At 71.0% G+C, this 26,999-nt stretch carries 22 protein-coding genes and 1 pseudogene; 13 read left to right on the top strand and 10 right to left on the bottom strand.

Translation table 11 applies throughout. From position 1 onward, the window contains the following. Nucleotide 1: 1 nt before the first annotated feature. Nucleotides 2-922, bottom strand: a complete 921-nt coding sequence (gene nikB / locus ACFOX0_RS18945; protein WP_377547652.1) for a nickel ABC transporter permease — start codon at nt 920-922, stop codon at nt 2-4. Between the two features lie 397 nt (nt 923-1,319). Here nikB and ACFOX0_RS18940 point away from each other — a divergent pair, with 397 nt between their 5' ends. From ACFOX0_RS18940 to ACFOX0_RS18915, 6 genes are all read left to right on the top strand, one after another. Continuing rightward, nucleotides 1,320-2,282, top strand: coding sequence for a DUF6772 family protein (locus tag ACFOX0_RS18940; protein WP_377547650.1), 963 nt, complete (start codon nt 1,320-1,322; stop codon nt 2,280-2,282). A 4-nt stretch (nt 2,283-2,286) separates the two neighbouring features. Continuing rightward, nucleotides 2,287-2,622, top strand: coding sequence for a hypothetical protein (locus tag ACFOX0_RS18935; protein WP_377547648.1), 336 nt, complete (start codon nt 2,287-2,289; stop codon nt 2,620-2,622). A 67-nt stretch (nt 2,623-2,689) separates the two neighbouring features. Then, nucleotides 2,690-3,772 carry a LacI family DNA-binding transcriptional regulator gene (locus ACFOX0_RS18930; RefSeq protein WP_377547646.1) on the top strand — a complete coding sequence of 361 codons (1,083 nt, stop codon included), beginning with the start codon at nt 2,690-2,692 and terminating at the stop codon, nt 3,770-3,772. A gap of 161 nt (nt 3,773-3,933) precedes the next feature. Further along, nucleotides 3,934-4,158, top strand: a complete 225-nt coding sequence (locus tag ACFOX0_RS18925) for a hypothetical protein (RefSeq protein ID WP_377547644.1) — start codon at nt 3,934-3,936, stop codon at nt 4,156-4,158. Nucleotides 4,159-4,420: 262 nt separating this feature from the next. Beyond that, the gene (locus ACFOX0_RS18920; protein ID WP_377547642.1) at nt 4,421-5,443 is read left to right on the top strand and encodes a trypsin-like serine peptidase; all 1,023 of its coding nucleotides are present in this window, start codon (nt 4,421-4,423) and stop codon (nt 5,441-5,443) included. Between the two features lie 108 nt (nt 5,444-5,551). Beyond that, the gene (locus tag ACFOX0_RS18915; protein WP_377547640.1) at nt 5,552-5,785 is read left to right on the top strand and encodes a hypothetical protein; all 234 of its coding nucleotides are present in this window, start codon (nt 5,552-5,554) and stop codon (nt 5,783-5,785) included. A 9-nt stretch (nt 5,786-5,794) separates the two neighbouring features. On the opposite strand, the gene ACFOX0_RS18910 is transcribed toward ACFOX0_RS18915, so the two are convergent. The 4 genes from ACFOX0_RS18910 to ACFOX0_RS18895 form a co-directional block, all read right to left on the bottom strand. Continuing rightward, the gene (locus ACFOX0_RS18910; RefSeq protein WP_377547638.1) at nt 5,795-8,278 is read right to left on the bottom strand and encodes an FtsX-like permease family protein; all 2,484 of its coding nucleotides are present in this window, start codon (nt 8,276-8,278) and stop codon (nt 5,795-5,797) included. Further along, nucleotides 8,275-9,036 (bottom strand): ABC transporter ATP-binding protein, encoded by a 762-nt coding sequence (locus ACFOX0_RS18905; protein ID WP_377547636.1) that lies wholly within the window; start codon nt 9,034-9,036, stop codon nt 8,275-8,277. The genes ACFOX0_RS18910 and ACFOX0_RS18905 overlap by 4 nt, the downstream gene beginning before the upstream one ends. Before the next feature lie 109 nt (nt 9,037-9,145). Further along, nucleotides 9,146-9,799, bottom strand: coding sequence for a response regulator (locus tag ACFOX0_RS18900; RefSeq protein WP_377547634.1), 654 nt, complete (start codon nt 9,797-9,799; stop codon nt 9,146-9,148). Continuing rightward, a complete protein-coding gene (locus ACFOX0_RS18895; RefSeq protein WP_377547632.1) occupies nt 9,787-11,013 on the bottom strand; it encodes a sensor histidine kinase in 1,227 nt (408 codons plus the stop codon). Before ACFOX0_RS18895 ends, ACFOX0_RS18900 begins: the two co-directional genes overlap by 13 nt. Before the next feature lie 302 nt (nt 11,014-11,315). Between ACFOX0_RS18895 and ACFOX0_RS18890 the strand changes: the two are divergent. Further along, a pseudogene (locus tag ACFOX0_RS18890) lies at nt 11,316-11,555 on the top strand (peptide deformylase); the annotation flags it as partial. Between the two features lie 79 nt (nt 11,556-11,634). Here ACFOX0_RS18890 and ACFOX0_RS18885 read toward each other — a convergent pair. Next, the gene (locus ACFOX0_RS18885; protein WP_377547630.1) at nt 11,635-11,889 is read right to left on the bottom strand and encodes a winged helix-turn-helix domain-containing protein; all 255 of its coding nucleotides are present in this window, start codon (nt 11,887-11,889) and stop codon (nt 11,635-11,637) included. Between the two features lie 462 nt (nt 11,890-12,351). Between ACFOX0_RS18885 and ACFOX0_RS18880 the strand changes: the two genes are divergently transcribed. From ACFOX0_RS18880 to ACFOX0_RS18865, 4 genes are read left to right on the top strand one after another with little or no spacing between them, the layout of a single operon-like run. Then, the gene (locus ACFOX0_RS18880; RefSeq protein ID WP_377547628.1) at nt 12,352-12,900 is read left to right on the top strand and encodes a peroxiredoxin family protein; all 549 of its coding nucleotides are present in this window, start codon (nt 12,352-12,354) and stop codon (nt 12,898-12,900) included. Between the two features lie 17 nt (nt 12,901-12,917). Next, the gene (locus ACFOX0_RS18875) at nt 12,918-14,744 is read left to right on the top strand and encodes an ABC transporter ATP-binding protein (RefSeq protein WP_377547626.1); all 1,827 of its coding nucleotides are present in this window, start codon (nt 12,918-12,920) and stop codon (nt 14,742-14,744) included. Next, nucleotides 14,741-15,217 carry a S26 family signal peptidase gene (locus ACFOX0_RS18870; protein ID WP_377547624.1) on the top strand — a complete coding sequence of 159 codons (477 nt, stop codon included), beginning with the start codon at nt 14,741-14,743 and terminating at the stop codon, nt 15,215-15,217. Before ACFOX0_RS18875 ends, ACFOX0_RS18870 begins: the two co-directional genes overlap by 4 nt. A 1-nt stretch (nt 15,218) precedes the next feature. Further along, nucleotides 15,219-15,746, top strand: coding sequence for a MauE/DoxX family redox-associated membrane protein (locus tag ACFOX0_RS18865; protein ID WP_377547622.1), 528 nt, complete (start codon nt 15,219-15,221; stop codon nt 15,744-15,746). 128 nt (nt 15,747-15,874) lie between these two features. Here ACFOX0_RS18865 and ACFOX0_RS18860 read toward each other — a convergent pair whose 3' ends face one another. Then, the gene (locus ACFOX0_RS18860; RefSeq protein ID WP_377547620.1) at nt 15,875-16,486 is read right to left on the bottom strand and encodes a dihydrofolate reductase family protein; all 612 of its coding nucleotides are present in this window, start codon (nt 16,484-16,486) and stop codon (nt 15,875-15,877) included. Nucleotides 16,487-16,671: 185 nt separating this feature from the next. On the opposite strand from ACFOX0_RS18860, the gene ACFOX0_RS18855 reads away from it, so the two are divergent. Continuing rightward, complete coding sequence (locus tag ACFOX0_RS18855; protein WP_377547618.1) at nt 16,672-18,177, top strand: glycoside hydrolase family 5 protein; 1,506 nt, start codon at nt 16,672-16,674, stop codon at nt 18,175-18,177. Between the two features lie 74 nt (nt 18,178-18,251). Here ACFOX0_RS18855 and ACFOX0_RS18850 read toward each other — a convergent pair whose 3' ends face one another. Then, the gene (locus ACFOX0_RS18850) at nt 18,252-19,475 is read right to left on the bottom strand and encodes a multidrug effflux MFS transporter (RefSeq protein WP_377547708.1); all 1,224 of its coding nucleotides are present in this window, start codon (nt 19,473-19,475) and stop codon (nt 18,252-18,254) included. A 734-nt stretch (nt 19,476-20,209) separates the two neighbouring features. Between ACFOX0_RS18850 and mhpA the strand changes: the two genes are divergently transcribed. After that, complete coding sequence (gene mhpA / locus ACFOX0_RS18845) at nt 20,210-21,760, top strand: bifunctional 3-(3-hydroxy-phenyl)propionate/3-hydroxycinnamic acid hydroxylase MhpA (RefSeq protein WP_377547616.1); 1,551 nt, start codon at nt 20,210-20,212, stop codon at nt 21,758-21,760. Here the strand turns inward: mhpA and atzF are convergent. Beyond that, entirely contained in the window at nt 21,714-23,402 is a 1,689-nt protein-coding gene (gene atzF, locus ACFOX0_RS18840) for an allophanate hydrolase (RefSeq protein ID WP_377547614.1), read from the bottom strand. The genes mhpA and atzF overlap by 47 nt on opposite strands. Then, a complete protein-coding gene (gene uca, locus ACFOX0_RS18835; RefSeq protein ID WP_377547705.1) occupies nt 23,399-26,998 on the bottom strand; it encodes an urea carboxylase in 3,600 nt (1,199 codons plus the stop codon). The genes atzF and uca overlap by 4 nt, the downstream gene beginning before the upstream one ends. Nucleotide 26,999 lies beyond the last annotated feature (1 nt).

Raw genomic sequence — 26,999 nt, 5'->3', positions numbered from 1 at the left:
GTCACCCCTGTCGGATTCGTGGGTCGAGGTAGCCGTACAGGACGTCCACCGCCAGGTTGATCAGGACGAAGCCGCCGGCGATCATCAGGATCGCGGCCTGCACGACGTTGTAGTCCCGGGCGCCGATGGCGTCGACGAGCAGCCGTCCGCTGCCGGGCCAGGCGAAGACCGTCTCGACGATCACCGCGGTGCCGAGCAGTTCGCCGAACTTGATGCCGACCACCGTCACGATCGGGATCAGCGCGTTGCGGATGGCGTGCGGGAAGATGACGATCCGCTCGGACAGGCCCTTGGCCCGGGCGGTCTGGATGTAGTTCTCGTGGATGACGTCGAGCAGGCCGCTGCGGGTCAGCCGGATCAGGATGGCGATGATCGGCAGGGCGAGGGTGAAGCCGGGCAGGATCATGCGGTCGAGTCCGCCCTGACCGCCGCTGGGCAACAGGTGCAACTGCCGGGCGAAGACCAGGATCAGCACGATCCCGATCCAGAACGACGGCATGGACTGGGACAGCAGCGCGAACACCGACACCAGCCGGTCGGTGAACCGGTTGACCCGCAGCGCGGCGATCACGCCGAGCGAGATCCCGACGACCAGGGCGATCACCATCGCCACCACGGCGAGTTGCAGGGTCAGCGGGAACCGGTCGACCACCAGACCCATCGCGTCCTTGTGGTAGCGGTACGAGTCGCCGAAGTTCAGCTGGACCACGTCGGACAGGTACTTGCCGTACTGCACCAGCAGCGGGCGGTCGAGTCCCATCTGGGTGCGCAGTTGCGCGATCTCCTGCTGGGTGGCGTCCGAGCCGAGGATGAGCTGTGCCGGGTCGCCCGGGACCAGCCGGAGCATCCCGAAGACGACGGTCACGGCGCCCCACAGGACGAAGACGGCGAACAACGTGCGCCGGATCAGGTACCCGGTCACGACGGACCAGACCGTTTCAGCATTGAGGGCACTCCAAGTCGGGCCACGACGACGTGCGACGTCGGGCAGCGGCATGGCAATTGACATCGCGGCGGGGATGAGAACAATTGCGCCGACGGCCGGTGCGGCATGTCGACCACGTTACATTAACGTTAATGCGAAGACCTGGCTGATGCTAGGTGCCGCTGCCCCGAGCCGTCAAGAGTCCAAGCCAGGGAGCCCTGCCAGGCAGGTGGTATGCCCTGAAACCGGCACACCGGATCGGTGGCATCTGCTTGACGGGGCGCTGGCATTAACGTTAACGTTCAGCGCCATCGGATGACGTTGCTCAGGTCAATCGAGCCGGCGCGGAAAAATCGCCGCCCGGCATTGCCTAAACCCTTCAGGAGCACGCGGCATGACCACATTGGAGCGGCCTGATCTGGCCGCGGAACTTCGCCACGCCATCGTGTCGGCGGACCCGAAGCTGTCGAAGTTCTCGCCCCTTCGGCGGATCCTGTCCCACGACGACTTCAACTCGGGCACGCACGGCTGGACCGAACTGCTGGGCAACTACAACGGTCAGGGCGACCTGTCCACCGTGGACGACCACATGCGGGACTTCCGGCCGCCGCAGCTCTCCTCGTGCACGTTCTTCGACATCGGTACGCACGGCGCGATGACCGGCACGTACGCCCTGAAGCTCGCCACCCGCGCGTACCAGGGGCACACCGCGACCGCGATCCGCCGGCTGACCATGAGCGGACGGGGCCTGCTGCAACTCGAGGCCTACTTCACCTTCAAGTCCGAGGCGACCATCGACCCCAGCGGGGACGACCGGTTCGGCGATGTCACCTGGGACGGCAACCTGCACCCGTCCGAGGCGCAGTTCGGCTGCTTCACCGTGGCCACCGACCTGTGCGGCGACGGCGGCCTGCGCTACCACACCGTGGCCCGCTACCTGAACACCACGCTGGACAACAAGCTCGCCCGCCAGTGGGTCTACCCGGTGGTCCCCGAGCCGACGCCGCGCGAACACCTGGAGGGCAAGATCAAACTGCCCTACGCCGCCGACTTCACGGCGCCGAACCCGGAGGACTGGCACCCGTTCGGCGAGCCCCAGGAGCTCTGCTACAACGAGGTGCCGACGAAGGTCAACTGGCACTACCTGCGCTGGGTCATCGACACCGACGCCCGGCGGAACGTCGAGCTGCAGCTCAACGACCGCGTCATGGACATGTCCGCCGTGCCGGTCCCGCCGTACCAGGAGCGCTACGACTCACTGGAGAACCTGCTGAACTTCTACTTCTCGGTGCGGACCCACTCGACTGTCCGCAACTTCCTGTTCCTGGACTCCGTCCTCATCTCCACGGATTGGTGACCCGATGCGGCATTCGTTGACAGCGGTCCTGGAACGAAACACGACGTTCAAGGGCGACTTCGTGACCGAACCGTACGAGGCGGCGTGGGCCGGCGAGGCACGCTGGTTCGTGCAGACCCTCACCACCTCCGGCGACGACGTCGCGGTCAAGCTGGTCACCCAGATCTCCCCGGACGGGCTGACCTGGTGCGATCTCGACGGCCAGGAGCACGTGGCGGCCGGCCCCGGCCTGGCGACCTGGCCGGTCAGCGGGTTCGGCCAGTGGCTGCGGCTGCGTGGCACACTGACCGGCGACGATCCGGCTGCGACACTGCGTATCTATCTCACGGCCAAGAGCTGACGGCGCGACCGCGGCGACCACCACGGGCGCCGCGGTCACACCGGCCAAGGCAGAAAGGCACGCACACATGGCTGGGACCCGCCGGCGGACACTGCGGGACATCGCCGAAACGCTGAACCTGTCGGTGAACACGGTCTCCCGCGCGCTGTCCGGGAAGAGCGGGATCGGGAAGGAGACCCGGGCGCTGGTGCGCGCCGAGGCGGAGCGGATCGGCTACGTGCCCAACTCCCTCGCCCGGTCACTCGTGCTCGGCTCGAGCATGACCCTGGGCCTGGTCATCACCAACCCGTCCAACCCGTTCTACGCGCAGCTCATCTCCAGCATCGAACTGCGGGCCAGGGCACAGGGCTACTCCCTGCTGCTGGGGGTCACCGAGGAGTCCGCCGACAACGAGGCGCGGGCGGTGGAATCGCTGCTGCGCTCCTCCGTGAGTGGTTGCATCGTGGTCCCGGTGCAGGCCGGCGACGAACACTGGCGCCGCCTCGGCGCGGTCGGCGTGCCGACCGTCCTGCTCAACCGGGACCTGCCCGAGCTGGGCTACCGGTTCGTCGGGACCGACAACGAGCTGGGCGGTTACCGCGCCACCAGCCACGCGATCTCCTGCGGGGCCCGCTCGATCGTGGTGCTCGAGGAGGACCTGCCGATCACCACCATCGCCAACCGGATCGCCGGCTTCCGCCGGGCCATGGCCGAGGCCGGCCGGCCGGTGCCGCGGGGCAGCGTCATCTCCGTACCGACCCGCCGGTCCGAGCAGGCCGCCCTGCCCTGGCAGCCCGAGCAGGCCTACCAGGTGTCCCGGCGGATGCTCCGCCGGGCGAAGCTGCCGGACGCGGTCGTCGTCGGCAACGACTACTTCGCCCTCGGCCTGTACCGCGCCCTGGCGGAGCACGGCCTGAAGGTGCCGGACGACATGATGGTGATCGGATTCGGTGACTACCCCTTCTCGGGCTTCCTGTCGCCGCCGCTGACCACCGTACGACTGCCGGCCGAGGAGATCGGGAACATCGCCGTCGACCTGCTGCTGGAGGAGATCGCCGGCGGCGGGAGTGCCCGGCCGCTCAAGCAGCTCATCGCCCCGACGCTGGTGCGGCGCCAGTCGACGGCGGCGGTCCTCCGCACGCCTGCGGCCGTGCGGAGGACCGCACGCTGACCCGGCGGGCCGGACGAGGGTCTGCAGGCGTTGTTCGGGCGGTCCGTCATCATCTCCGCGTCGCTGGCGGACCCGACGCACCTGGTGGAGGCGGCGCCGAGCAGCGGCTGCGCGCCGAGGCCGAGCAGCGTGCCGCCGCCGCCGCGGAGCTCGCCACCCGGATGCGCGCCGCCGCGGCCGCGCAGGCCACCAGGCCGCACCCCGAGCACTGCCAGCTCGGCGGCGCCCAGGGGTGCACCGCACCGGCCGAGATCAAGGTCGCCGACTCGTGGGGCGACGCGGCGTGGGGCTGCGCCGCCCACGTCGAGGAGGCCGTCATCAACGTGCGGTCGGTGTTCATCGCCAACGAGGAGCTCGGCGGCCTGGCCGCCTACGTGAACCGCTGATCCGGTAACCGGGGTCGACCTGGACCGCACGACCTCCCGGTACATAATGGACGCATCTTTAGTGGTTATTGAAGATACCCACTTTCTGCGGCGGATTTCCCGCCGATCGACAGTCAACTCAATGACAGTCGATGGATGGCTAATAGACACCCGCTAACGCTTCCCGTTCAGCCCGACCATGGTCATGCTGTTTTCAGCGCTTCGAAGAGCGCCAATGCCATCTGTTGGGAGGAACAGTATGCATTTTCCGGAAATCCGGCGCGTGGCCACGGTTGCCGTGTCCGCCGCCCTCGTCACGACGCTGACCCTGATGGGCGGCGCCGGGTCCGCCCAGGCGGCCCCGGCCAGCACCTCCGGTGACGCGTCGGTCAGCACGGTGGCGGCGGGTGTGTCGACCGCGCAGCGGAGCGGACTGCAGGTCGCCGACCAGGCGAGCAGCTACTGGACCCCGGAGCGGCTGCGCACCGCCCAGTCGGCGGACACGCTGGTCGACAAGGCCCAGACCAGCTCCGGCACGGCCTCGCGAGCGGCCGGTACGGCCCAGTCCACGCCGCCCGCCGCCCCCAGCGCGTCGGTCGCCACCCGGAGCCGGGCAGCCGCCGCCGGCCCGATCAACATCCAGGTCAACGCCTCCGCCACGGTTGGCAAGGTGTTCTTCTACAACCCGGCGGACGGGAAGAACTACGTCTGCTCGGCGGGCACGGTGAACAGCGGTTCCAAGCTGCTCGTGATGAGCGCCGGGCACTGCGTGCACGGCGGCCGGGGTGGCCAGTGGATGCAGAACTGGATTTTCATCCCCTATTACAACTACGGCGCCGAGCCGTACGGCCGATGGTCGGCCAAGTACCTGACCACTTTCAATGCCTGGATCAACGACAGCAACCTCGACCGGGACGTTTCGTACATCACCATGTGGCCGAACGCCTCTGGCCAGCGGCCGGTGGACGTACTCGGCGGAAATGGCCTTTCGGTCAATTACAGCTATGAGCAGGCGGTCACCATTCTGGCCTACCCGGCGGCGCCGCCGTACGACGGCGGATGGCAGCAGTACTGCCAGGGCACCACGTACCGGCCGGGGATCTGGCCGTTCCAGGAGAACCAGATCGCCCTCAGGTGTGGCTTCACCGGCGGCTCCAGCGGCTCGGTCTGGCTGCGCCTCTACAACGGCTCCTACGGCTACGTCAACGGAATCATGAGTACGTTGGACAGCTCCGGGGTGAACCGGAGCCCCTACTTCGACACCGCCGTGATGGACGCCTACAACTCGGTGGCGAACCGCACCTGAGTCACCCGACCGGGTGACGCCGGCCCCCGGCCGGATCCGCATGGATCCGGCCGGGGGTGGCGCACGTCCAACCAGGCGAGCACCGACACCGGTGGAGAGGAGCGGGACATGAGGAACGGCTGGGTCGCGGCGGCCGGGGTGGCCGTCGCCGTCGTGGTGGTGGCCGTCGTGGTCGGCGTGCTGACCTCCCGCGGTTCCGGGCCGCGGGGGCAGTCACCGGCCCCGTCGAGCACCGGTACCGACCCGGGCTCGACCAGCACCCGGCTGCCGACTCCCGACGACTCGTACTGGGATCCGGGTCGGATGGCCAGCGCCCAGCCGGCGCCGATGCCCTCCCGTTGACGTCGGCCCCTACTCCCTGATGCCGATGTGGTCGACCGGCGGGACCCGCAGCAGCCGCCGGACCGGCAGCACCGTGGTCGCCAGCGCCAGCAGCGTCGTACCGCCGAGCACCGCCACCCAGCCGAGCGGCGGGACGTACGGAATCGGGCTGCCGGTCAGCGCGTTGACGATCGCGCCCAGGGTCAGCGCCGCGATCGTCGCGCCGATCAGCACGGCGGTGCCCAGCAGCCCGGCCTGTTCGGCGTGCACCATCGCGCGGACCTGCCGGCGGGTCAGACCGACCAGCCGCAGCAGCGCCAGTTCGCGGCGGCGGGCCAGCGCGGCGGACACCATCGTGGTGGCCGCGGCCAGCGCCGCGTAACCCACCAGCACACCGATCAGCAGCCGGTTCAGCCAGGCGCCGAACGCCAGGTCGGCGCTGATCAGCCGGGTACGGGCGGCCGCGTCGAGCACCTCGCTGCCCGGGTGGCGGGCCGACCAGGCGGCCAGCCCGGCGTCGGCGTCGGGACCGGCGCGCACCAGGATCTCGTCGTCGGCGGCCCCGGCGGTGTGTCCGAGGACCGTCCGGTCGGCCAGCGTGACGTCGCCGAAGCCGAGCCCGCGCCGGTAGACCGCCACGACCCGCAGCCTGACCGGGGTGCCGTCGCCGAGCCAGAGTTCCGCCTGGTCGCCGACGTGCCAGCCGGACGCGGACGCCTGGGTCGCGGAGAGCGCGACCGTGTCCGCGCCCAGGTCCGCCAGGTTGCCCTCGCGCACGTCGAGGTCCATCGTCCCGGTGATGCCGTCCGGGTCGACGGCCTGGGCGGCGACCGGCTCGATCCCGTCGAACGACCGCACCACCACCTGGGTACGGCGGACCCCGGTGGCCGCCCGCACCCCGGCCAGTTCCCGGACCTCCCGGACCGCCTCCGGCGGCAGCCCACCCGGCGCGACCAGTACCCGCTCGGCGCGGGTGCCCGCGCCGCTCTGCGCGACGGTCTGCCGTTCGAGGTTGGTCTGCAGGAACCAGACCGAGCCGCCGAACCCGACCGACAGCACGAGGGCGGTCAGCACCGTCGCCATCCCCCGCGCGTTGGCCCGCAGGTTGGCGGCGGCCAGGTAGCCGCTGACCCGCCAGATCCGGGGCAGCACCGGGGTCAGCAGCCGGGCCGCGGCCGCGTTGATCCGCGGCGCGAGCAGCGCCACCGCGATGACGAACAGGTAGAGCATGCCGACCGCGCCGGCCAGCGCGGCCGTCGGCCCGCCGCCGCCGAGGACGAACGCCCCGGAACTGACCGCCGCCACCAGCGTCAGCCCGCCGGCGACCAGCCGCACCCGGCCACCGCCGCGCGGCTCGACGGCGATCTCACCGAGCGCCTCGGTCGGCCTGATCCCGGTGACCCGGCGCCCGGCGACCAGCGCGGCGAGCACCGCCACCAGCACCGCCGTACCGACCGCGGCCGGCACCGTGAACAGGCCACCGCTCATCGGGAAGTCGGCCGGGACGAATCCCCGGTCGACCAGTTCGCCGTGCACCCAGCGGGCCGCGGACAGGCCGGCCGGCACGCCGACCGCGGCACCCACCAGGGCGAGCAGCGCGGCCTCGGCGGTCAGCATCCGGCGCACCTGGCCCGGGGTGGCAGCGATCGCGCGCAGCAACGCCAGATCGCGTCGACGGTGCCGGACGGACAGCCCGATCGTGCCGGCCACCACGAAGACGATCAGCAGGACGACGTACCCGCCGAAGGCCGACCCGGCCTCGACCAGCAACCCCGCGGCGGTCAGGTTCGCCGCCTGCTCGACCTGCCCGCGGTCGGACCCGGCGTACGTCGTGGCGCCGGCCGCCGCGGCCGTCGCGCGGACCGCGTCGCCGACCGTGGCACGGTCCACGCCGGGCGCCAGCCGCACGCCGACCGCGTCCACCCGGCCCGGGTGCGCGGACAGCCGGGCGGCCTGCGCATCGGTGAAGAAGACCGCGGCCGTACCGGTGTCGGCGGTCCCGCTCACCCGGTACGGCTGACCGACCCCGCCGACGACCAGGTCGACATGGTCGCCGGGGACGACGCCGAGCCGGGAGTCGGCCAGCACCTCGTCGTCGGCCGCCGGCGCGGCGCCCGCCGCGATCGGACGCCCCGTGAAGGCGTACGTGGCCCAGCCGTGCCCGACGACGTCGGTCGAGCCGATCAGCACCCGGTCGTCGCCGCTCACGGCCGCGACGCCGGGCAGCCGCCGGATCCGGTCCACCAGGGCGGCGTCCACCGTGCCGCCCTCGGGCAGGGCCACGGTGCTCGTGGTGGTTTCCCCGCCGAACTCCTGGAACGTGTGGCTGACCGTGCGGCTGGCGACGACCAGGTCGGCCGCCGCCCAGAGCCGGGGCTCCGGACGGAAGCGCAACCCGGACTCGACGAGGGTGCCCATGGCGACCAGGATCATCACCCCGGCGATCAGGGCGAGCAGCGTGGCGGCGGACGGGCCGGCACGGTGCCGCAGCAGCCGGGCGGCGAGCGCCGTCATCGGAGCACCCGCCGGTCCAGCGAGGCCAGGTGCTCGGCGATCCGGGCGGCTCCGAGCTGCGGCAGGTCGGCGACGATCAGGCCGTCGGCCAGCACGAGCACCCGGTCCGCGTACGACGCGGCGACCGGGTCGTGGGTCACCATCACCACGGTCAGCCCGTGTTCGTCGACGACGGCGCGCAGCAGCGTCAGCACCTCCGCCGCGGTCCGGGTGTCCAGCGCCCCGGTGGGCTCGTCGCAGAAAACCACCTCGGGGCGGGTGGCCAGCGCCCGGGCGATCGCCACCCGCTGCTGCTGGCCGCCGGAGAGGGCGGCCGGCCGGTGGTGCAGCCGGTCGGTCAGCCCGACCCGCTCGACCACCCGGGCCAGCCAGGCCCGGTCCGGCCGGACGCCGGCCAGCCGCAGCGGCAGGACGATGTTCTCCTCGACGGTGAGCGCACCGATCAGATTGAACGCCTGGAAGACGAAACCGATCCGGGTCCGCCGCAGTTCGGTGAGACGGGTCTCGGACAGCAGCGACAGGTCGGCGTCGCCGACGACGACCCGCCCGGAGGTGGGCCGGTCGAGGCCGGCCGCGGTCTGCAGCAGCGTGCTCTTGCCGGAGCCGGAGGGCCCCATCACCGCGGTGAAGGTGCCGCGGCCGAAGTCGACGTCGACCCCGGCCAACGCGTCCACCCGGTCAGGGCCGGTCTCGTACACCCGGGTGAGGTGTTCGACGCGTACCGCCGGGTCGATGGTGTGTCCCGGATAGCTGGACATCCTGGTGGCCTTTCCATGTCATCGGTCAGGGTTGCGCGCACCAGGAACGCTATTGAGCCGCGGCGGCGGTAACCATCCAGCCGACTGCCGGACCCGGGTACAGCAGGGGCTACCGGGGGCCCTCCAGGTAACGCAGCACGGCGGTGACCCGGCGGTCGGCGCTGTCGTCCGGTGACAGCCCCAGCTTCGCGAAGATGCTGCGGATGTGCTTGTGCACCGCGCCGTCGGTGACGAACAGCCGCTCCGCGATGGCCGAGTTGCCCAGCCCCTCGGCCATCAGCCCCAACACCTCGCGCTCCCGCGGCGACAGCTCGGCCAGCGCCGTGTCCGCCCGCCGGTTGCGGGCCAGCAGCTGCGCCACCACCTCCGGGTCGATGACGCTGCCGCCGTCCGCGACGCGGTGCAGCGCGGCGAGGAACTCCTCGACCCGGCCCACCCGCTCCTTCAACAGATAGCCGAGGCCGACCGCGCCGACCGAGAACAGTTCGGTGGCGAACGCCTGCTCCACGTACGCCGACAGGACCAGCACGGCGAGGCCGGGCCGGCGCCGCCGGGCCTCCACCGCGGCCACGATGCCCTCGTCGGTGTGCGTCGGTGGCATCCGTACGTCCACGATGGCCACGTCCGGCGCGTGCTCGTCGACCGCGGTGAGGAACTCACCCGGGGTGCCGGCCGTGGCGACCACGTCCAGGTCCTCCGCCCGCAGCAGCAGCGCCAGTCCCTCCCGCAGCAGCGCGTCGTCCTCGGCGATCACGATCCGCATGGCAGCTCCACGTCCATCCTCGTCGGTCCTCCCGGTGGGCTGGTCAGGCCCATCCGGCCGTCGTACGCCTCGACCCGCCGGCGGATGCCGGTGAGCCCGGAGCCGCGGGCCTCGTCGGCGTCCCCGTGTCCGTCGTCCTGCACGGTCACCAGCAGCCGGCCGCGCTCGCGGCGGACGGTGACGTCCACCTGACCGGCCCCGCTGTGCCGCACCACGTTGGTCAGCGCCTCGGCCACCACGAAGTAGGCGGTGGCCTCGACCGAGGCCGCGCAGCGGACGGCCACGTCCACCTCGAGCCGGCAGGGTACCGCGCAGCTGCCGGCCAGGCCCGCCAGCGCCCCGGCGAGGCCCCGGTCGTCCAGCACGGGCGGCAGAATCCCGCGCACCACCGTACGCAGTTCACCGAGCGCCTGTTCGGCCGCGTCCTGGGCCCGCCCGAGGATCTCGTCGGCCCGGTCCGGGTCGCGTCGTACGGCCCGCCGCGCGGCGCCCAGCAGCACGTTGACCGCGACCAGCCGGTTCTGCGTGCCGTCGTGCAGCGACCGTTCGATCCGGCGCAGTTCCACGGCGTGCGCGTCCAGCGCCGCGGCCCGGGTGGCGGTCAGCGCGGCGACCCGCAGCGACAGGTCGACCCCCGGCGGCGGGGACAGCAGCCACCGGCCCGGCCAGTCCTGGAACCGGGCCAGCGCCGGGCTGAACAGCACCCCGGCGAGCAGCCAGCCCACTCCGAGCAGTCCGGCCAGGAACGCCTCGGACTGTCCGTCGATGCGCCACCACCAGACCCCCGGCGCACCGTCCTCGGGCGGAACCCACCGGTACCACAACGGGAACGTCATGTCCTGCAGGGCGTTCAGCGGGAAGGCGAAGCCGAGCAGCCCGGACACCAGGCCGGTGACGGAGTGCAGGGCGACCCAGCCGAGTTCCCGGCGGACGAACGGGTCCCGCAGCGCCGCCCGCAACCCGGCCGGTACCGCCCCCGGCTCGGGGATCTCTGTCCCCCGACGGGACAACCGGGCGCGCTCGCGGTCAGCCACCGACCGCACCACCCGCAACGCGCCGGGCGCCGCCAGCAGGCCCACCCCGACCAGACAGGTCAGGGCCACGAACACCGCCCAGAGCAGCGCACCCAGCGCCAGCACGGCGGTGCCCAGGCCGCCGCCGAGGCGCGCGATCGCCTCGACCACCGTCCGGACCCGACCCCACACGTACGCCATCGGCCCACCTCCCGGCGCCAACATAGGTCACCGTCGACCGGCCGGCGATGGCCCGGCGCGGAAAGTACAGCCTGCTGTACCGCCGATCGTCGAGCGGGCGGCGTCCCACCGCATGGCGTCGGGATCACCTGCCGTCGAACGGTTCCCGGCCTTCGGCCAGGATGGTGCGGCCGTCGCCGGGCCGGCCGGAAGCGGCAGCAGGTACGTCGACGACGGAGGTATCAGATGACGGTGCTGGCCATTCGAAAGGTTGGCGATCCGGTGTTGCGTCAGGTGGCCGAACCGGTGACCATGTTCGACGCGGAATCTACCTGGACACCAAGCGGCGGATGAACGTGGTCGCCAAGGGCTTCACCAAGCACGGTGACCCCGTACAGGTCGTCGGCACGGGGCTGTTGGCCCGCTGCATCCAGCACGAGACCGACCATCTCGACGGGGTGCTGTTCATCGACCGGCAGGACCCGGCGGGCCAGGAACGGATCCTCACCACCCTCCGCCAGGCGGCCTGGGCGGACGCCCGGATAAAGGTCAGCCCGCACTGAGGCCGGCGGCCGCGACCCGCGGCCCGCGCCGCCGGGAGTGCCTCGTCCTCGAAGACCAGCCACGTCTGCCGCTGCACCGCTACCGTTCTGCCGCCGGCCACGTCTCCCGCCGCCAAGTGGTGACCGCGGCCTCGTCACGCTCGACCGCACGGTGCTTCGGTACCTGTACCGACCAGCCCAACCGGTACATGACGTTCGCCGTGCCGCGCAGCGTGTACCGGGTACGGAACATCCGGGGCCCTTTCGAGGCGAGGGCCTGTTCACCACCGACCTGCCACCGCTTGCGCCAGCCGTACACGGCGGTCTGCGACACCCGCAGCCTGCGCCTGTCCATTCAAGATCTGTAGCGGGCCCGTCGACCGGGCATTCAAGCTTCTCGCAAGGTTCCCACATTCTTCGGGGCGAAGAGTCTGTCCATAGGCGGCGGCATCAGCCTCCGCCGGCCGAGCATCAGACCGAACGGAGAAAGGAAAGAAGTATGAAGTTTCTCAGCCAGATGGCAGACAAGGCCCTGGATCTGCTGGTGCCAAGCATCACGGCCGCTGCGACTGGAACCTGCACGGAAAAGCAGCGCTGCTGCTCACCCGGCGGCTGGCAGGTCGACTACGAATCGCGCACGGTCGACTGCACGAGCGGGCTGGGGAAGACCCCGTGGAGACTCCACCACTCCTTGGGGATTGCCTGCAGTTTCCCGGGTAAGTGCCAAGCGGGCTGGTAATTTCCGGCGTGCGGGTGTGTCACTCGAAGTAGTGGCACACCCGCTTCCATTGCGGTTCCCCAACCTAGGAGAAAAACGATGTTGCATGCCACCGCCGGCCTTGTCAGCACCCTGCTCCTGATAAATTTGCTGCTCATGTTTGGTGTGATCAGACGCCTCCGTGAGCACACCAACCTCCTGGCGGAGATGAAAGCCGCACGGCCGACCGATGTCGTCGCATCCGGTTCGAGGGTCGCTGACTTCGCCACCGTCGACATCGCCGGAAACGTTGTCTCCCGTGAGCTGTTGTCCGCCGGGACGGTCGTCGCCTTCTTCTCGTCCAATTGCGGGTTCTGCGACGAGTTGCTCCCCAAGTTCGTCCACTACGCGGCGGGCTCGGCTGACGGTGGGGCGGAACTTCTTGCTGTCGTATCCGGCGACGACACCGGGCGCTCGGCGTTCGTGGAAAAGCTCGCCCCGGTGGCCCGGGTGGTGACCGAAGCGTTCGACGGAGCCACCACAAAGGCATTCGGGGTTACCGCATTCCCCATGATCTTCGTCATGGCGAATGATGGAGTGGTGGCCTCAAGCGATATCGGGGTCGATGCGCTCCAGCAGCGCCGCGTCCCCGCGATGTCTGCCGGATGACATCGGGAAATTGCGCAATGGCTTCCCAGCGGCACAGTGGTGTCGAACTGTTCCGGCTCATCCTGTCCGCAGCTCCGGTACATACAGCGGCGTACGGTGCGATCGCCATAGTGGAGGCGCTCATACCGGTCGCCATAGCCTGGCTCACCAAGGTGGTCCTGGACCGGCTCGGTGCGGAACAGGTAGGCCAGGTCCTCGCGCCGGCCGTACTCCTGGGGTGTTTCGGTGTGCTGGCCGCAGTGGTGCCGCAGCCAGCTTCCTATCTGTCCAAGCAGATAGGACGGCGAGTCGGCCTGCTGTCGTTGGACCGGCTGTACAGAGCGATCAACAAGTTCATCGGCCTTGGACCATTTGAAAGTCCGGCCTTCCGGGACCGGCTGCGGCTCGCGCAGCAAGGCTCGAGCACGGTCATCCATTCTGTGGCGATGGCTTTCGGGCTCGGCCAGTCGCTGCTGACGCTCGTCGGGTTTTTCAGCGCCCTGGTGATCGTCAGTAAAGCGGCCGCGGCCATCGTCATTGTGACAGTGCTGCCTGCTCTCTTCCTGGAGTTCTCGTTATCGCGAAAGAGGATGCAACTCCTTTGGGATATTTCGCCTCATCAGCGGCGCGAGGCATTCTACGCAAATTTACTGACTGATACACGCGCCGCCAAGGAAACCCGGTTGTTCGGCCTCGGCGGGTTCCTGCGCCGCAGGATGCTCCGGGAGCGAATGACAGCCGACACCGCCGAGCGTGCGATGGACCGTAGGGAGATGTCCACTTACAGCTTCTTGCAGGCACTGGCGGCCGTAACAGCCGGCGGTGGTCTGGTGTGGGCGATACTCGCCGCCTCGCACGGTGAACTGAGCATCGGCGACGTGTCGATTTTTGCCGCCGCGGTCGCGAGTACGCAGACTTCCATGGGGGCGTTGGTACACGGGATAGCGGGCGTGCGGGAACAACTTCTGCTGTTCCGCCCGTTCGTCGATATCGCACACGGCGAACCGGATCTGATGCTGGCTGCGAAGCCGGTTCCCACTCCTCCCCTGGGTCAGGCGCTGGAACTGCGCGACGTCTGGTTCAGATACAGCGACAGTCATCCGTGGATTCTGGCCGGCGTGAACCTGGTGATTCCGCGTGGGACGGTCATGGGGCTGGTCGGCCTGAACGGATCAGGCAAGTCAACGCTGGTGAAGCTGATCAGCCGCCTCTACGATCCGACTCGTGGCGAAATCCTGTGGGACGGGGTGGATATCCGAAACTTCGATCCCGGCGACTATCGGGAACGCATCAGTGCCGTGTTTCAGGATCACATGAGCTACGACTTCAGCGCCGCCGACAACATTGCCGTAGGAGACCTGTCGGCGATGGCGGACAGGGCGCGTATCCGGGACGCCGCCGTCCAAGCGGGGATCCACGCCAAACTGGAACACCTTCCCCAGGGCTACGACACGCTGCTGACCAGGATCTTCAACCAGGAAGGCGCCGACGGAGAGACGGACGACGGCGTTGTGCTGTCGGGTGGTCAGTGGCAACGCCTGGCCCTGGCACGTGCGTTCCTTCGTGGGGATCGGGATCTCATGATTTTGGACGAGCCCAGTTCCGGGCTGGATCCGGAAGCGGAGCACGATGTGCACGACAGGATGCGACGCTATCGTGCCGACCGGACCAGTCTGCTCATCTCGCACCGGCTCAACGCGGTCCGGGATGCTGATCTCATCGCTGTGCTCCACTTCGGTGTCGTTTCCGAACTGGGCAATCACGATCAACTGGTGGCCTCCGGCGGTGTCTACGCTCGGCTGTTCGCGATGCAGGCCGCCGGATACCAGGATGATCGGGTCCTTTCGATCGAGAGCAGTAGATGATGGTCGCTGTCTACCTGGTGGCCGGCTGTTGTTTCGCGCCCCTCGTCCTGGTCCTCTGGGCACGTCGCTGCTTGGTGATGGTTGCTGTCGATGGCGAGAGCATGGCACCAACCTTCCACAACGGAGATCGACTTTTGGTGCGCCGGACCCGGCTGGCACGCGTGCGTCCCCAGGATGTCGTCGTCGTCAAGTCGCTGGACCAGTTCCTGGAGCACGGCGTGGTCCCCGACAATCGTGCCCGGTACATGGTGAAGCGGGCCGTATCCGTTCCCGGTGATCCGGTACCCCTCGAACGGGTTCCGCTGCTCGCTTCAGTGACCGAGAATTCGGTACCCGGGGGAAGGCTCGTGCTGCTGGGGGACAACCCACAAAGCTACGACTCGCGGCATTTTGGATACTGCCCCGGCGAACTCCTCGTCGGTGTTGTGGTACGTCGTATTGTGAAGTGGAAGCTGACCACAAAGGAGATGTGAGGTGCGGACCCTCGAAATCTCGGCTCGAACCCTTCTGGTAGTGGTGTTCGCCGTTGCCGTTTACGGAAAGGCGTCGAACAAGAGATCGTACCTCGCGTTCGAACACTCGTTGCGACAGATGTCGCTGGCGCCGCCGGTTCTCGTCACCACGATCGCGAAGGCCACGATAGCCGCAGAAGCCGTGGTCGTCTGTCTTTTGCTGATTCCGACAAGGTGGTGCGGCGTCGCCGGATTCATGGTCGCAACCGGACTCCTCGCGGCAATGACCGGCGTGATCGGCATGAATATCGGCAAGAAGAATCGCGCACCCTGCAACTGTTTCGGCGCCTCAGACGCCGAGCTGGGCGTTCAACATATTCTGCGCAACCTGGGTCTTGCCGCAACCGCAGTGCTAGGTGCCACCGCGACGCTCATGGCCCTCGGCGCAGCAGATCTGGCTTCAGGGATGCTGGCTGCCGCTACCGGACTGGTCATCGGATCTCTGATCGTATTCCTCGAGGATCTCATAGCACTTTTCGCTCGTGGATAAGACCTTGTCACGACTGCCATCGCGTCGGCTACAGATCTTGAATGGTCAGGTTCGTCCACTGTGGAGCGGCGTGGCCACCCATCGACCGCCCCGGGCCGGCTGCCGGCCCAGGGCGGTCGGCGCCGGTCCTACCCTTCGGACAGTTGATCCTTGACCTCGTCGTAGCCGGCCGCGGTCGGCGCCGCGGTCGGCGCGTAGATCACCCGGATCACGCCGGTGGGATACACCTCCGTGGCGGTGACCTTCAGGTGGTACGGCGCGTCGCCGTCGTCGAACAGCCGACGACCCTTACGCGCCGCCACCGGATGCACCAGCAGCCGCAGCTCGTCGACCAGTCCCGCGGCGAGCAGTTGCTGCACCACCGAGATCGATCCGGGGACCAGGACGCCCTTGCTGTCGGCGTCGGCCTTCAGCGCGGCGACCGCGTCGAGGAGGTCACCCTCGATCAGCTCCGAGTTCCGCCAGGAGAACTGCACCGGCTGACGCGAGGCGACCACCTTGCGTACGTCCCCGAGCTGCTTGGCGAAGGCGGCGTCGTCGCCGCCCGCGGCCTCCCGTCCGGGCCAGGCCCCGGCGAAGCTGTCGTAGGTCACCCGGCCGATGAGCAGCACGTCGGCGGCTTCGTAGTCCTCGGTGACGGCGCGACCCATGTTCTCGTCGAAGTACGGGAAGTGCCAGTCGGAGTCGATCTCGGCCACGCCGTCGGCCGAGATGAACAGCGTAGAGATGACCTTTGCCATCGTGATGGTCCCTTCGATGATCCGGTGTTGTCGACAGGTAGACCGCCGCAGCATCCCAAACTCATCGCTCCGCCACCGACCCGTCCGGACGAAAAGTCGTTCGAGTCTTGATCCGTTACGGAAGCGCTCCCGTAACCCTCTCCGAACGGATGATGCGGCACACCTGGCGGAAGGTAGCGGCTCGGATGCGCAGATCGAGACTGGGCAGTTCAGACACGCACACCCGCCGTTGGCGGGTCGGCGCGGTGGCCGGCGTCGCGGTTCTCATCGTCGGCATCGGGCTGGGTGTCGCCTCCGCCGACGAGGAACCGGCCACCGTCAGTTGCCCGCAGGTCACCGTCGGTGTGGCCGTACCGGCTCAACAACAGGCCGAGGTGCAGCGCAACCTGGAACTGCTCAACACCCAGATCACCGAGGCCAACAAGCGGCTGCGCGACACGGTCGGGCAGGGCGGTCCCAACTTCGCCCAGAACGCGATCCTCGGACCGCTGCGGGACAAGCGCTTCGCCACCATCAACCGGATCGAGACGGCGATCGGCCGCAACGCCCCGAAGCCCGACCTCAACGCCGAAGGGCTGTCGACCTGCACGCTGAACGGCACCAAGGCGGCCGGGCCCGCGCAGCCCACCACCGTGCCGACCACCACCGTGCCGACCACCACCGTGCCGACCACCACCGTGCCGACCACCACCGCCCCGCCGGCCGCCGGACCGGACCGGCCCGCCCCGGCGGCGTCCGGCAACGCCCCGGGCGGTACGCCCGTGGCGGTCAACGGTCAGCTGCGCGTGTGCGGCACGCAGCTGTGCAACCAGGCCGGCCAGGCGATCCAACTGCGCGGCATGAGCAGCCACGGCCTGCAGTTCTTCCCGAACTGCGTGAACGCGAACTCGCTCGCGGCGCTGCGCAACGACTGGAAGGCCGACTTCATCCGGCTGTCGATGTACGTGCAGGAGGGCGGCCTGGAAACCGACCCGGTCGGCTTCACCGCCAAGGTGAACGGACTCGTCGACGCCGCCACCCGACTCGGGCTCTACGTCCTGGTGGACTTCCACATCCTCACCCCGGGTGACCCGAACGTGAACCTCGGGCTGGCCAAGACGTTCTTCGCGGACGTGTCGGCCCGACACGCGGCGAACAACAACGTGATCTACGAGGTGGCGAACGAGCCGAACGGGGTCAGCTGGGACGGCATCAAGACGTACGCCGAGCAGGTGATCCCGGTGATCCGGAAGAACTCGCCGGACAGCGTCGTGCTGGTCGGCACCCGCGGCTTCTCGTCGTTGGGTCTCAGCGAGGGCAGCGACGAGACGGAGGTCGTCAACGACCCGGTCGACGCCGAGAACGTCATGTACACGTTCCACTTCTACGCGGCGTCGCACGGCGCCGACCGGCGCGCGGTCGTGGCGCGGGCCGCGAAGAGCCTGCCGCTGTTCGTCAGCGAGTTCGGCACGCAGACCTTCACCGGTGACGGCACCAACGACTTCACCAGCACCACCGCCTGGCTCGACCTGCTGAAGAGCAACAAGATCTCGTACGGGATGTGGAGCTTCTCGGACGGCCGGGAGACCAACTCGGCGTTCCGGCAGGGCACCTGTGCGGGGACCGCCTTCGCCGGCAACGGCGTGCTGACCGAGGCGGGCCGTTACCTGCGCAGCCGGATCCTCACCGGCGTCGGCAACCCGAACGGATGACCGACGGCCGCGGCCCGGATCCGATCACTCGGATCCGAGCCGCGGCGTGTCCGGCCGGTCGTCCGGGCCGTCCCTCAGTGCGCGGCCACGACCGCCGGTGCCGGTTCCAGGTCGGCCAGCCGGGCCGGTCGTACGACGACCAGCAGCACCGCCACCGCCGACACCATGCCACCGGCCACCACCAGGGCCATCGCCACCGCGCCGGTGCCCAGCACACCCACCAGCGGCGCGGCCACCGCACCCACGCCGAACTGGACGGCGCCGAGCAGGGCGGACGCGGTGCCGGCCGCTTCACCGTGCCGGGACAGCGCCAACGCCGGGGCGTTCGGCATCGCCAGGCCGGCCGCCGCCAGCACCGCCCACAACGACACCAGCAGGGCGGGCAGCCCGCCGAGGCCGGTCGCGGCGAAGGCCACCAGGGCCAACCCCGCCAGGGTGCCGGCGCACAGGGACACGACGAGGATCCGTTGCGGAGGGTAGCGGCGCAACAGCCGTACGTTGTACTGGGTCGCCCCGATCAGGCCCACCGCGCCCGCCCCGAACGCCAGCCCGAACTGCTGCTGGCTGAGGCCGTACCCCTGTTGCAGGACGAACGACGAGCCGGCCACGTACGCGAACAGCGCCGCCATGGCCAGGCCGGCGACCATGACCAGGCCCACGAAGACGCGGTCGCGCAGCAGCGAACCGTACAGGGAGACGGTCGCGACGATGCCGCCGCGGCGGCGGCGCGCGGGCGGCAGCGTCTCCGGCAGGCCGACCGCGGCGACCACGATCAGCAGCACCCCGAACGCGGCCAGCACCACGAAGACGCCACGCCAGTCCGTCCAGCGCAGCACGCCGCCACCGAGGGTCGGCGCGAGGACCGGTGCCGCCCCCATCACCAGCAGCAGTCGGGACAGCAGGGTGGCGAACGCCGCCCCGCTGAACAGGTCACGGACCACGGCCATCGCGACCACCGCGGTGGCGGCGACACCGAGACCCTGCACCACCCGCAGCGCGCCGAGAACGGCGACGTTGGGCGCCACGACGCAGAGCACCGACGCCACGACGTGCAGCGCGAGGCCGGCGATCAGCGGGCGACGCCGCCCGACGGCGTCCGACAGCGGGCCGACCATCAGCTGGCCGAGGGCGAGCCCGGCGAGCGTGCCGGTGAGGGTCAGCTGGACCGCCGCCGAGGTGGTCGCGAAGTCCGCGACGATCGCGGGCAGCGCGGGCAGGTACATGTCGATCGTCAGGGGGCCCACCGCGATCAGCGAGCCGAGGACCAGGACGAGCCGCAGCCGTTGCCCGCGGCTCATCAGGTCACCCGGGGTCGGCGCGACGGCGGTCGACGGCTGCTCGGGGGCGGAGCCGGTCATCGGGTGATCCCCGTCCGGTCGGGGCGCGGCCGGGCGGAGGACGGTGTGACGGTCACACCCTGCTTCAAATCCTCCTCCGTCGACCTGATTCCCTCCTGGGCGAGAGGTAACGTGGGTCACATCGAGCGATAACGGGACAGGTCTCTTCCCGACTGATTCCTTGACGCGCTTTCCGTGTCCGGTCGATCACCCAGGGCACTCGTCGCGGGATTCCCCTCATTCGTCTTTCCGCAGGTGGTGCTATACGGTCAGGACGTGAGAATCGAGCGTCATTGGTGGAACGGGGACCGGAGTCCGCGAGGGCGTCGTGACGTCTACATCCGCACCGACGGCCAGCGATGGGAAGTAGAGGCACGGACCGGCGGCGTCGCCGGCCGGTCGAAGCTGCACCCCTGCCCGAGTCGAGCCTCGGCGAAAATCCTCGCCGACGCGTGGCTGGGCGGCCGCCCGGAGTGGCGGGAAATGGCGCCGGACAGCGGACGTCAGCCGCAGTCCGGGCAGTCCTCCCGGCCGGCGGACCGCGCGGCGAGCTGACCGCGCCGGCGCCTGCCACCCGCCCCGGTTCCTCCGTACTGCCCGACGCGCACGCGAACGGGTGACGTGCGCGCGTTCCCCGGCCCGGGTGACGGTCCGGCCCGGGTGACGGTCCGGCCCGGGTCGGGGAGAATCACGGCGTGGCGGGCCCGACGAGGACGGTTCCGGTGGTGATCGTCGGCGCGGGCCCCACCGGTCTCACCGCCGCGACCCTGCTCGGCCAGTACGGCGTCGAGTGCCTGGTCCTCGACCGCTGGGCGACGAGCTACCCGCTGCCCCGGGCCGTGGCCCTGGACGACGAGGTGCACCGCATCCTGGCCCGGCTCGGGCTCCGGGACTCCTTCGCCGCGATCTCCCGCCCGCACCGGGGTCTGCGCCTGCTGGACCGGGACATGCGGGTGCTGGCCGAGTTCTCCCGCGACCCCGCGCCGGGCCGGCACGGCTACCCGCAGGGCAGCCTGTTCGACCAGCCGGACCTGGAGGCGATCCTGCGCCGCAACCTGGCCCGGTTCGGGGCGGTCACGCTGCGCGGCAACGCCGAGGTGACCGCGCTGGTCCAGCACGCGGACGGGGTACGGGTCGAGGTCACCGACACCGCCACCGGTGCGCGTGCGGCGCTCCGGGCGGCGTACGCGCTGGGCTGCGACGGCGCCAACAGCCTGACCCGGCTCGCCATCGGCGCGACCATGCGGGAGTTGGGTTTCACGCAACGCTGGTTGGTGATCGACGTGGCCACCGCGGCCGACCTCGGGCAGTGGGAGGGCGTGCAGCAACTCTCCGACCCGGCTCGTCCCGGCACCTACCTGCGCGTCGGGGCGACCCGGTACCGATGGGAGTTCCGGCTGCGGCCCGGTGAGACCGCCGACGACTACCGCGACATGGCACGGCTGCGTCCGTTGATCTCGCGGTGGACCGGGGACGTCCCCGACCGGGAGTTGGAGATCGTCCGGGTCGCCGAGTACACCTTCCGCGCGCAGGTCGCCCGCCGGTGGCGCGACCGGCGGGTGTTCCTGCTCGGCGACGCCGCCCATCTCACCCCGCCGTTCATCGGGCAGGGCCTGTGCGCCGGGCAGCGCGACGCGATGAATCTCGCCTGGAAGCTGGCCGGCGTGCTCGCCGGCACGCTGCCGCCGGCCGTGCTGGACACGTACCAGGTCGAACGCGCCCGGCACGTCCGCGCGATGATCAGGATGGCGAGGATCATCGGTACGGCCATGACCGCCGGCGGCGAACTGGGCGACGTCGTCCGTCGGGCCGTGGCACCGCGGCTGCACCTGGTACCGGGCCTCACCGGCCTGGCGACGGACAGCCGGACACCGCCGCTGCGCCGCTCCGGCCTCGTGCGGCGGCCACGGCTGCGGATACGGTGGCGTCGCGGTCTCGCCGGCGGGCTCTGCCCGAACGCGGTCGTCGACGGCGACCGGCGCTTCGACGACCTGGCCGCCGGCCGGTTCGCGATCGTCACCTCCGTCGAGCCGTCCGACGCCCGACGCGCCGAGATCGAAGGGCGCGGGATGGTCCTCGTCGTCGCCGGCCCGGGCAGCGAGCTGCACCGCTGGTTGCGCACCGGCGCGGCCCGGGAGGCGGTTGTCCGCCCCGACGGAGTCGTGCTCCAGGCTGGTCGACGCCTTCCGGCTACGGGGATCAGGAACCGGCTGCCAGCCAGTTGCGCCAGCCGCCGTGGGCGCTGATGTCCGTGCCCGCGGCCGCCGCTTCCGTGGCGCAGCCGAACCCGATCACCCAGCGTCCGTCGTCGAGTTCGACCCGGCCGAGGTTCATCGGTGCGGGAAGCGCGGCCAGGAACCTGCCCAGCGCTCCGACCGAGAGCGCCCAGACCTCTCCGTCGACGCGGACACCGCCGCCGCCGACGCGGGTGAGCCCCGGTCTGGGTGGCGCGGTGTCGAGCGCGGCGAGCGCGTACGCCCCGGCTGTACGCGCCGGACCCAGCCATCGTGCTCCGAGCGAGCGCAGTTCCCGCTCGAGTGGCTGCCCCACGAGGTGGGCGCCGATGACGAACAACTCGACGGTTTGCACCGCCGCGTCGGCGATCCTGGCCGGCCACGGAAGTCGCTGCTCCGCCAGCGGGGCCGCCCCGCCGGCGTACGCCTCGGGCGGCGGGGTGGCCAGCATGACCCGCCGGGCCAGGTCCAGCGCCACGGCGTCGTGGAACGCCCGGGCCAGGACGGTGACCCCGAACTGGGCCGCTCCGGCCGTACCGTCGGGCACCGTGCCCGACGGTACGGCGACCGCGCACAGGTCGAACAGGTTGCAGAAGTTGGTGTACGTGCCGACCCGGGAGTTGCTGGCCACGGGTTCGGCGGCGACCTCGGCGACGGTCGGCTGACCGGGCGCGGTCGGCACCAGCAGCACCTCGAACCCGGTGAGCAGACCGAGGCACTCGGTGCGCAGCGCCGCGAGCCGGGCCAAATCGCGTGCCAGGGTGGAGCCGCTGACCCGACCCGCCCGTGAGATGATCGCGCCCACCGTCGGGTCGACCAGGTCGGGATGGGCGTCGACGAACCCGCCGACCGCCGCGTGCCGCTCCGCGACCAGCCCGCCGTCGTAGAGCAGCCGGGCCGCGGCCAGGAACGAGGCGAACGGGATCGGTTCCACGACGCATCCGTCCGCCCTGAGCCGGTCGGCCGCCGCCCGGAACGCCTCGGCCCAGCCGGGAGCCATCGCGGGCAGCTCGTCGGGGACCGCGACGCGGGCCGCGACCGGCGCGGCGAGCGGAGTGTCCAGAGGCCAGCCCCGCGTGCCGCCACCGCCCGCCATCGCCGCCATCGCGGCGTCCGCGGTGTCGAGGTCACGGGCGAAGATCGTCACGGCGTCGAACGACCGGCAGGCGGGGACGACACCCCGCACCGAGACCACCCCGAGCGTCGGCTTGACCCCCACGATGCCCTGGAAGGCCGCCGGTACCCGGCCGGAACCCGCCGTGTCGGTGCCGACGGCGATGTCGGCCGCGCCCAGTGCCACGGCGACCGCCGAGCCGGAACTCGACCCGCCGGACACGTGGGTCGCGCGGCGGGCGTCGCGGACGCCGCCGTACGGGCTGCGCTGACCGACGAGCCCGGTGGCGAACTGGTCGAGGTTGGTCACGCCGACCACGGTGGCGCCGGCGGCCCGCAGTCGGGCGACCGCCTGGGCGTCGCTGCCGGCCGGCCCGGTGGCGTACGCCGGGCAGCCGGCCGTGGTGGGGAAGCCGGCCACGTCCACGTTGTTCTTCACGGCGAGCCGCAGACCGGCCAACGGGCCGCGGGACGCGGCGAGTTCCGCGGCCACCGCGGCCGGGTCGCGCAGGGCGATGAACGCCTCCGGGCGGGCGCTCACGACACCGGTCCCAGCACGACGAGGGCGTCGCCCGGCGCGACCTGTACGCCCGGCCGCGCCGGCACGGCCAGGACGGTGCCGGCGGACGGCGCGGCGACGTACGTCTCCATCTTCATGGCTTCCAGTGCCACCAGGGTCTGTCCCCGCTCCACCACGTCGCCCACGGTCACCTCCACCTTCCACACGTTGGCCACGAACGGCGCGTCCACCCGGACGCCGTCCTCGGGCACGATCACGTCCGCCGGATCCGTCGTCTGCGCGGCGGCCGCGTCCTCGGCCCGGTCGAACTCCCCGGCCCGTGCCCAGGCGCGGCGCTCCGCGTCGAACGCGGCCGCCTGGGTGGCTCGGAAGGCGGCGATCGACCCGGCGTTCGCGCGCAGGAACCGTTCGTGCTCGGCCAGCGAGAAGCAGCCCTCGGTGACGTCCAGGGCGGTCCGGCCGGCGGCGAGGTCGGCCCGCAGGTCGAGAAGCTCGTCGGCTTCGACCGGATACCAGCTGATCCGGTCGAAGAACCGCAGCAGCCACGGGTCCTGCCCCGGCGGCGGATACGTCCGCCAGACCTGGGTCGTGCGGCCGACGAACTGGTATCCGCCCGGGCCCTCCATGCCGTAGACGCACAGATAGGCTCCGCCGATACCCACCGAGTTCTCCGCCGTCCAGGTACGGGCCGGGTTGTACTTCGTCGTCACGAGCCGGTGCCGCGGGTCGAGCGGGGTGGCCACCGGGGCACCGAGGTAGACGTCGCCGAGGCCCAGGACGAGGTACTCGGCGTCGAAGACGGTGCGGTACACGTCGTCGACGGAGGCCAGGCCGTTGATCCGCCGGATGAACTCGATGTTCCAGGGACACCACGGCGCGTCGTCCCGCACCCCCGCCGTGTAGCGGGCGATCGCCTCCCTCGTCGCCGGATCGTCCCAGCTCAACGGCAGGCGTACCCGTCGGCTCGGTACCACCAGGTCGGAGCCGGCGGGCAGCCGCGCCTCGAGGTCGACCAGCAGGTCGAGCAGCGCGGGCACCGGCAGCACGTCCGGGTCCACGTGCACCTGCAGCGACCGGATGCCGGGCGTCAGGTCGAGGACCCCGGGCAGGCCCCGGTCGGCCAGCGCGGTGTGCAGCGCGTGCACCCGGGCCCGCAGCGCGAGGTCGAGCACGATGTCGCCGTACTCCACCAGGACCGCGTCGTCGCCCTGGCGGCGGTAGGTGACCGTCGGGGCACCGTCGAGCCGGTGCAGCACCCCGTCGTCCGGATCGGCACCCGGCAGGTAGGTCGGCAGGTCCAGCAGTCGCGCGGACGGGGCTGCCGCGGCGCACACCGGCAGGAACGTGACGGTGTCACCGGGCCGGAGCTGACCCACCTTCCAGCGGTCGGCGGAGACCACGGTGACCGGACAGACGAAGCCGCCGAGGCTGGGACCGTCGGGCCCGAGCAGGATCGGGGTGTCGCCGGTGAAGTCCAGGGCACCCACGGAGTACGCCGTGTCGTGGATGTTCGAGGGGTGCAGTCCGGCCTCTCCGCCGTCGTGCCGGGCCCAGCCGGGCTTGGGACCCACGAGCCGCACACCGGTACGGGCGGAGTTGAAGTGCACCCGGTAGCGGGTGGCGTAGAGCTGCTCGACGTCGGCGCGGGTGAAGAACTCCGGCGCCGCGTGCGGGCCCTCGGTCACCGCGAGGTCCCAGTGGCTGCCGAAGTTCGGCCGGCGCGCCTCGGGCACCGGCCGTCTCGGTGAGCCGGCGGGCGCCGGGTGCGTGCGCAACACGTCACCGGGGCGCAGCGCGCGTCCGCCGTGACCGCCGAACCGGCCCAGGGTGAAGGTGGCGGCGCTGCCGAGGTAATGAGGTACGTCGAGGCCACCGGCGAGAGCGACGTAGCTGCGCAGGCCCGCGGTCGCGTCGCCGATGTCGAGGGTCGCACCGGCCGGTACGCGCACCGGTTCCCAGCGGGGCACCTCGACGCCGTCGACCGTCACCCGCGCTGGAGCCCCGGCGACGCACACCCACGTGTCGTGGGTGAAGCTGAGCGCCGGACCGGAGGCGGTGCACTCCAGGCCGGCGGCGTTCTCGTCGTTGCCGACGGCGAGGTTGGCCAGGCGCAGGGACCGGTCGTCCATGGCACCGCTCGGCGGCACGCCCACCTGCCAGTAACCGACCCGGCCGTCGGCGTCCTGCACGGTGGTCAGCAGGCCGGCGCGCAGGACCGTGACGCGCGGCTCGGGATCCCGTACGTCGGCGAGGGTGCCGGTGGTGTGCGCGGCGGCGCGGAAGGCGGGCAGGTCGACCGCGGCGCGCAGCAGGCCGAGGTTCACCTCGATCCCCGCCATCCGGGTGCCGGCCAGGGCGACCCGCAGCCGGTCCAGGGCGGCGTCCCGGTCCGCGCCCGTGGCGATCACCTTGGCGAGCATCGGGTCGTACGCGGTGGTCACCTCGGTTCCCGTCGCGACCCAGGTGTCGACCCGGATGCCGTCGCCCCGGGGCAGGTCCACCCGGGTGAGGGTGCCGGCGCCGGGTCGGAAGTCCGCGGCCGGGTCCTCGGCGTAGACCCGGGCCTCGACCGCGTGCCCGCGGACCGGCACCGTCCCGGTGTCCCGGTAACCGGCCAGGAACGTGTCGTCGCCACCGGCCAGCCGGAGCATCCAGGCAACGAGGTCCACTCCGGTCACCTGCTCGGTGACCGGGTGCTCGACCTGCAGCCGGGTGTTGACCTCCAGGAAGGACGCCTCCTCGCGCGCGGGGTCGTAGACGAACTCCACGGTGCCGGCGGAGCGGTAGTCCAGCGAGGCGGCCAGCTCACGCGAGGCCCGGTGCAACCGCTCGCGGACGTGCCCGGGCAGGGCCGGCGCGGGTGCCTCCTCGATCACCTTCTGGTGGCGCCGCTGCAGGGAGCAGTCGCGGTCGCCGAGGCAGAGCACCCCGCCGGCACCGTCACCGAAGATCTGCACCTCGACGTGCCGGGCCCGCTCGACGTACCGCTCGGCGAAGACCGTGCCGGAGCCGAAGCTGCGTGACGCCAGCCCGGTGACCCGGTCGTAGGCCTCACGCAGGTCGTCGACGTCGCGGCACACGGCCATTCCGATCCCACCGCCGCCACCGGTGGCCTTGAGCATGACCGGGTAGCCGATCCGCGCGGCCTCGGCCGCGGCGTGCCCGACGTCGGTGAGCAGCCCCGTTCCGGGGAACACCGGTACCCCGGCCGCGACGGCGGCCGCGCGGGCGGAGTGCTTGTCCCCGAAGATCCGCAACTGGTCGGGGGTCGGGCCGACGAATGCCAGGTCGGCGGCCTCGACCGCGAGCGCGAAGTCGGCGTTCTCGGCCAGGAAACCGTAGCCGGGATGCACCGCGTCCGCCCCGGTGACCTTGGCGGCGCGCAGCACCTCCGCCACGTTCAGGTAGGACTCGACCGGCGGGGTGGGGCCCAGCGGCACGGCCTCGTCGGCCAGGTGGACGTGCGCGGCGCCCCGGTCGGCTTCGGAGAACACGGCGACGGTGCGCATGCCGAGGTCCCGCGCGGTACGGATGATCCGGCAGGCGATCTCGCCGCGGTTCGCGACCAGCAGGGTGCGGACCGCACGGGCGGCGCCCCGGGGGCGGGCGCGGGTCAGG

It is taken from the genome of Micromonospora zhanjiangensis, from assembly GCF_042650605.1.
GTDB lineage: Bacteria > Actinomycetota > Actinomycetes > Mycobacteriales > Micromonosporaceae > Micromonospora_J > Micromonospora_J zhanjiangensis.
The sequence above is the reverse complement of the archived record's forward strand: the minus strand, read 5'-3'. Positions and strand labels throughout refer to the sequence as shown.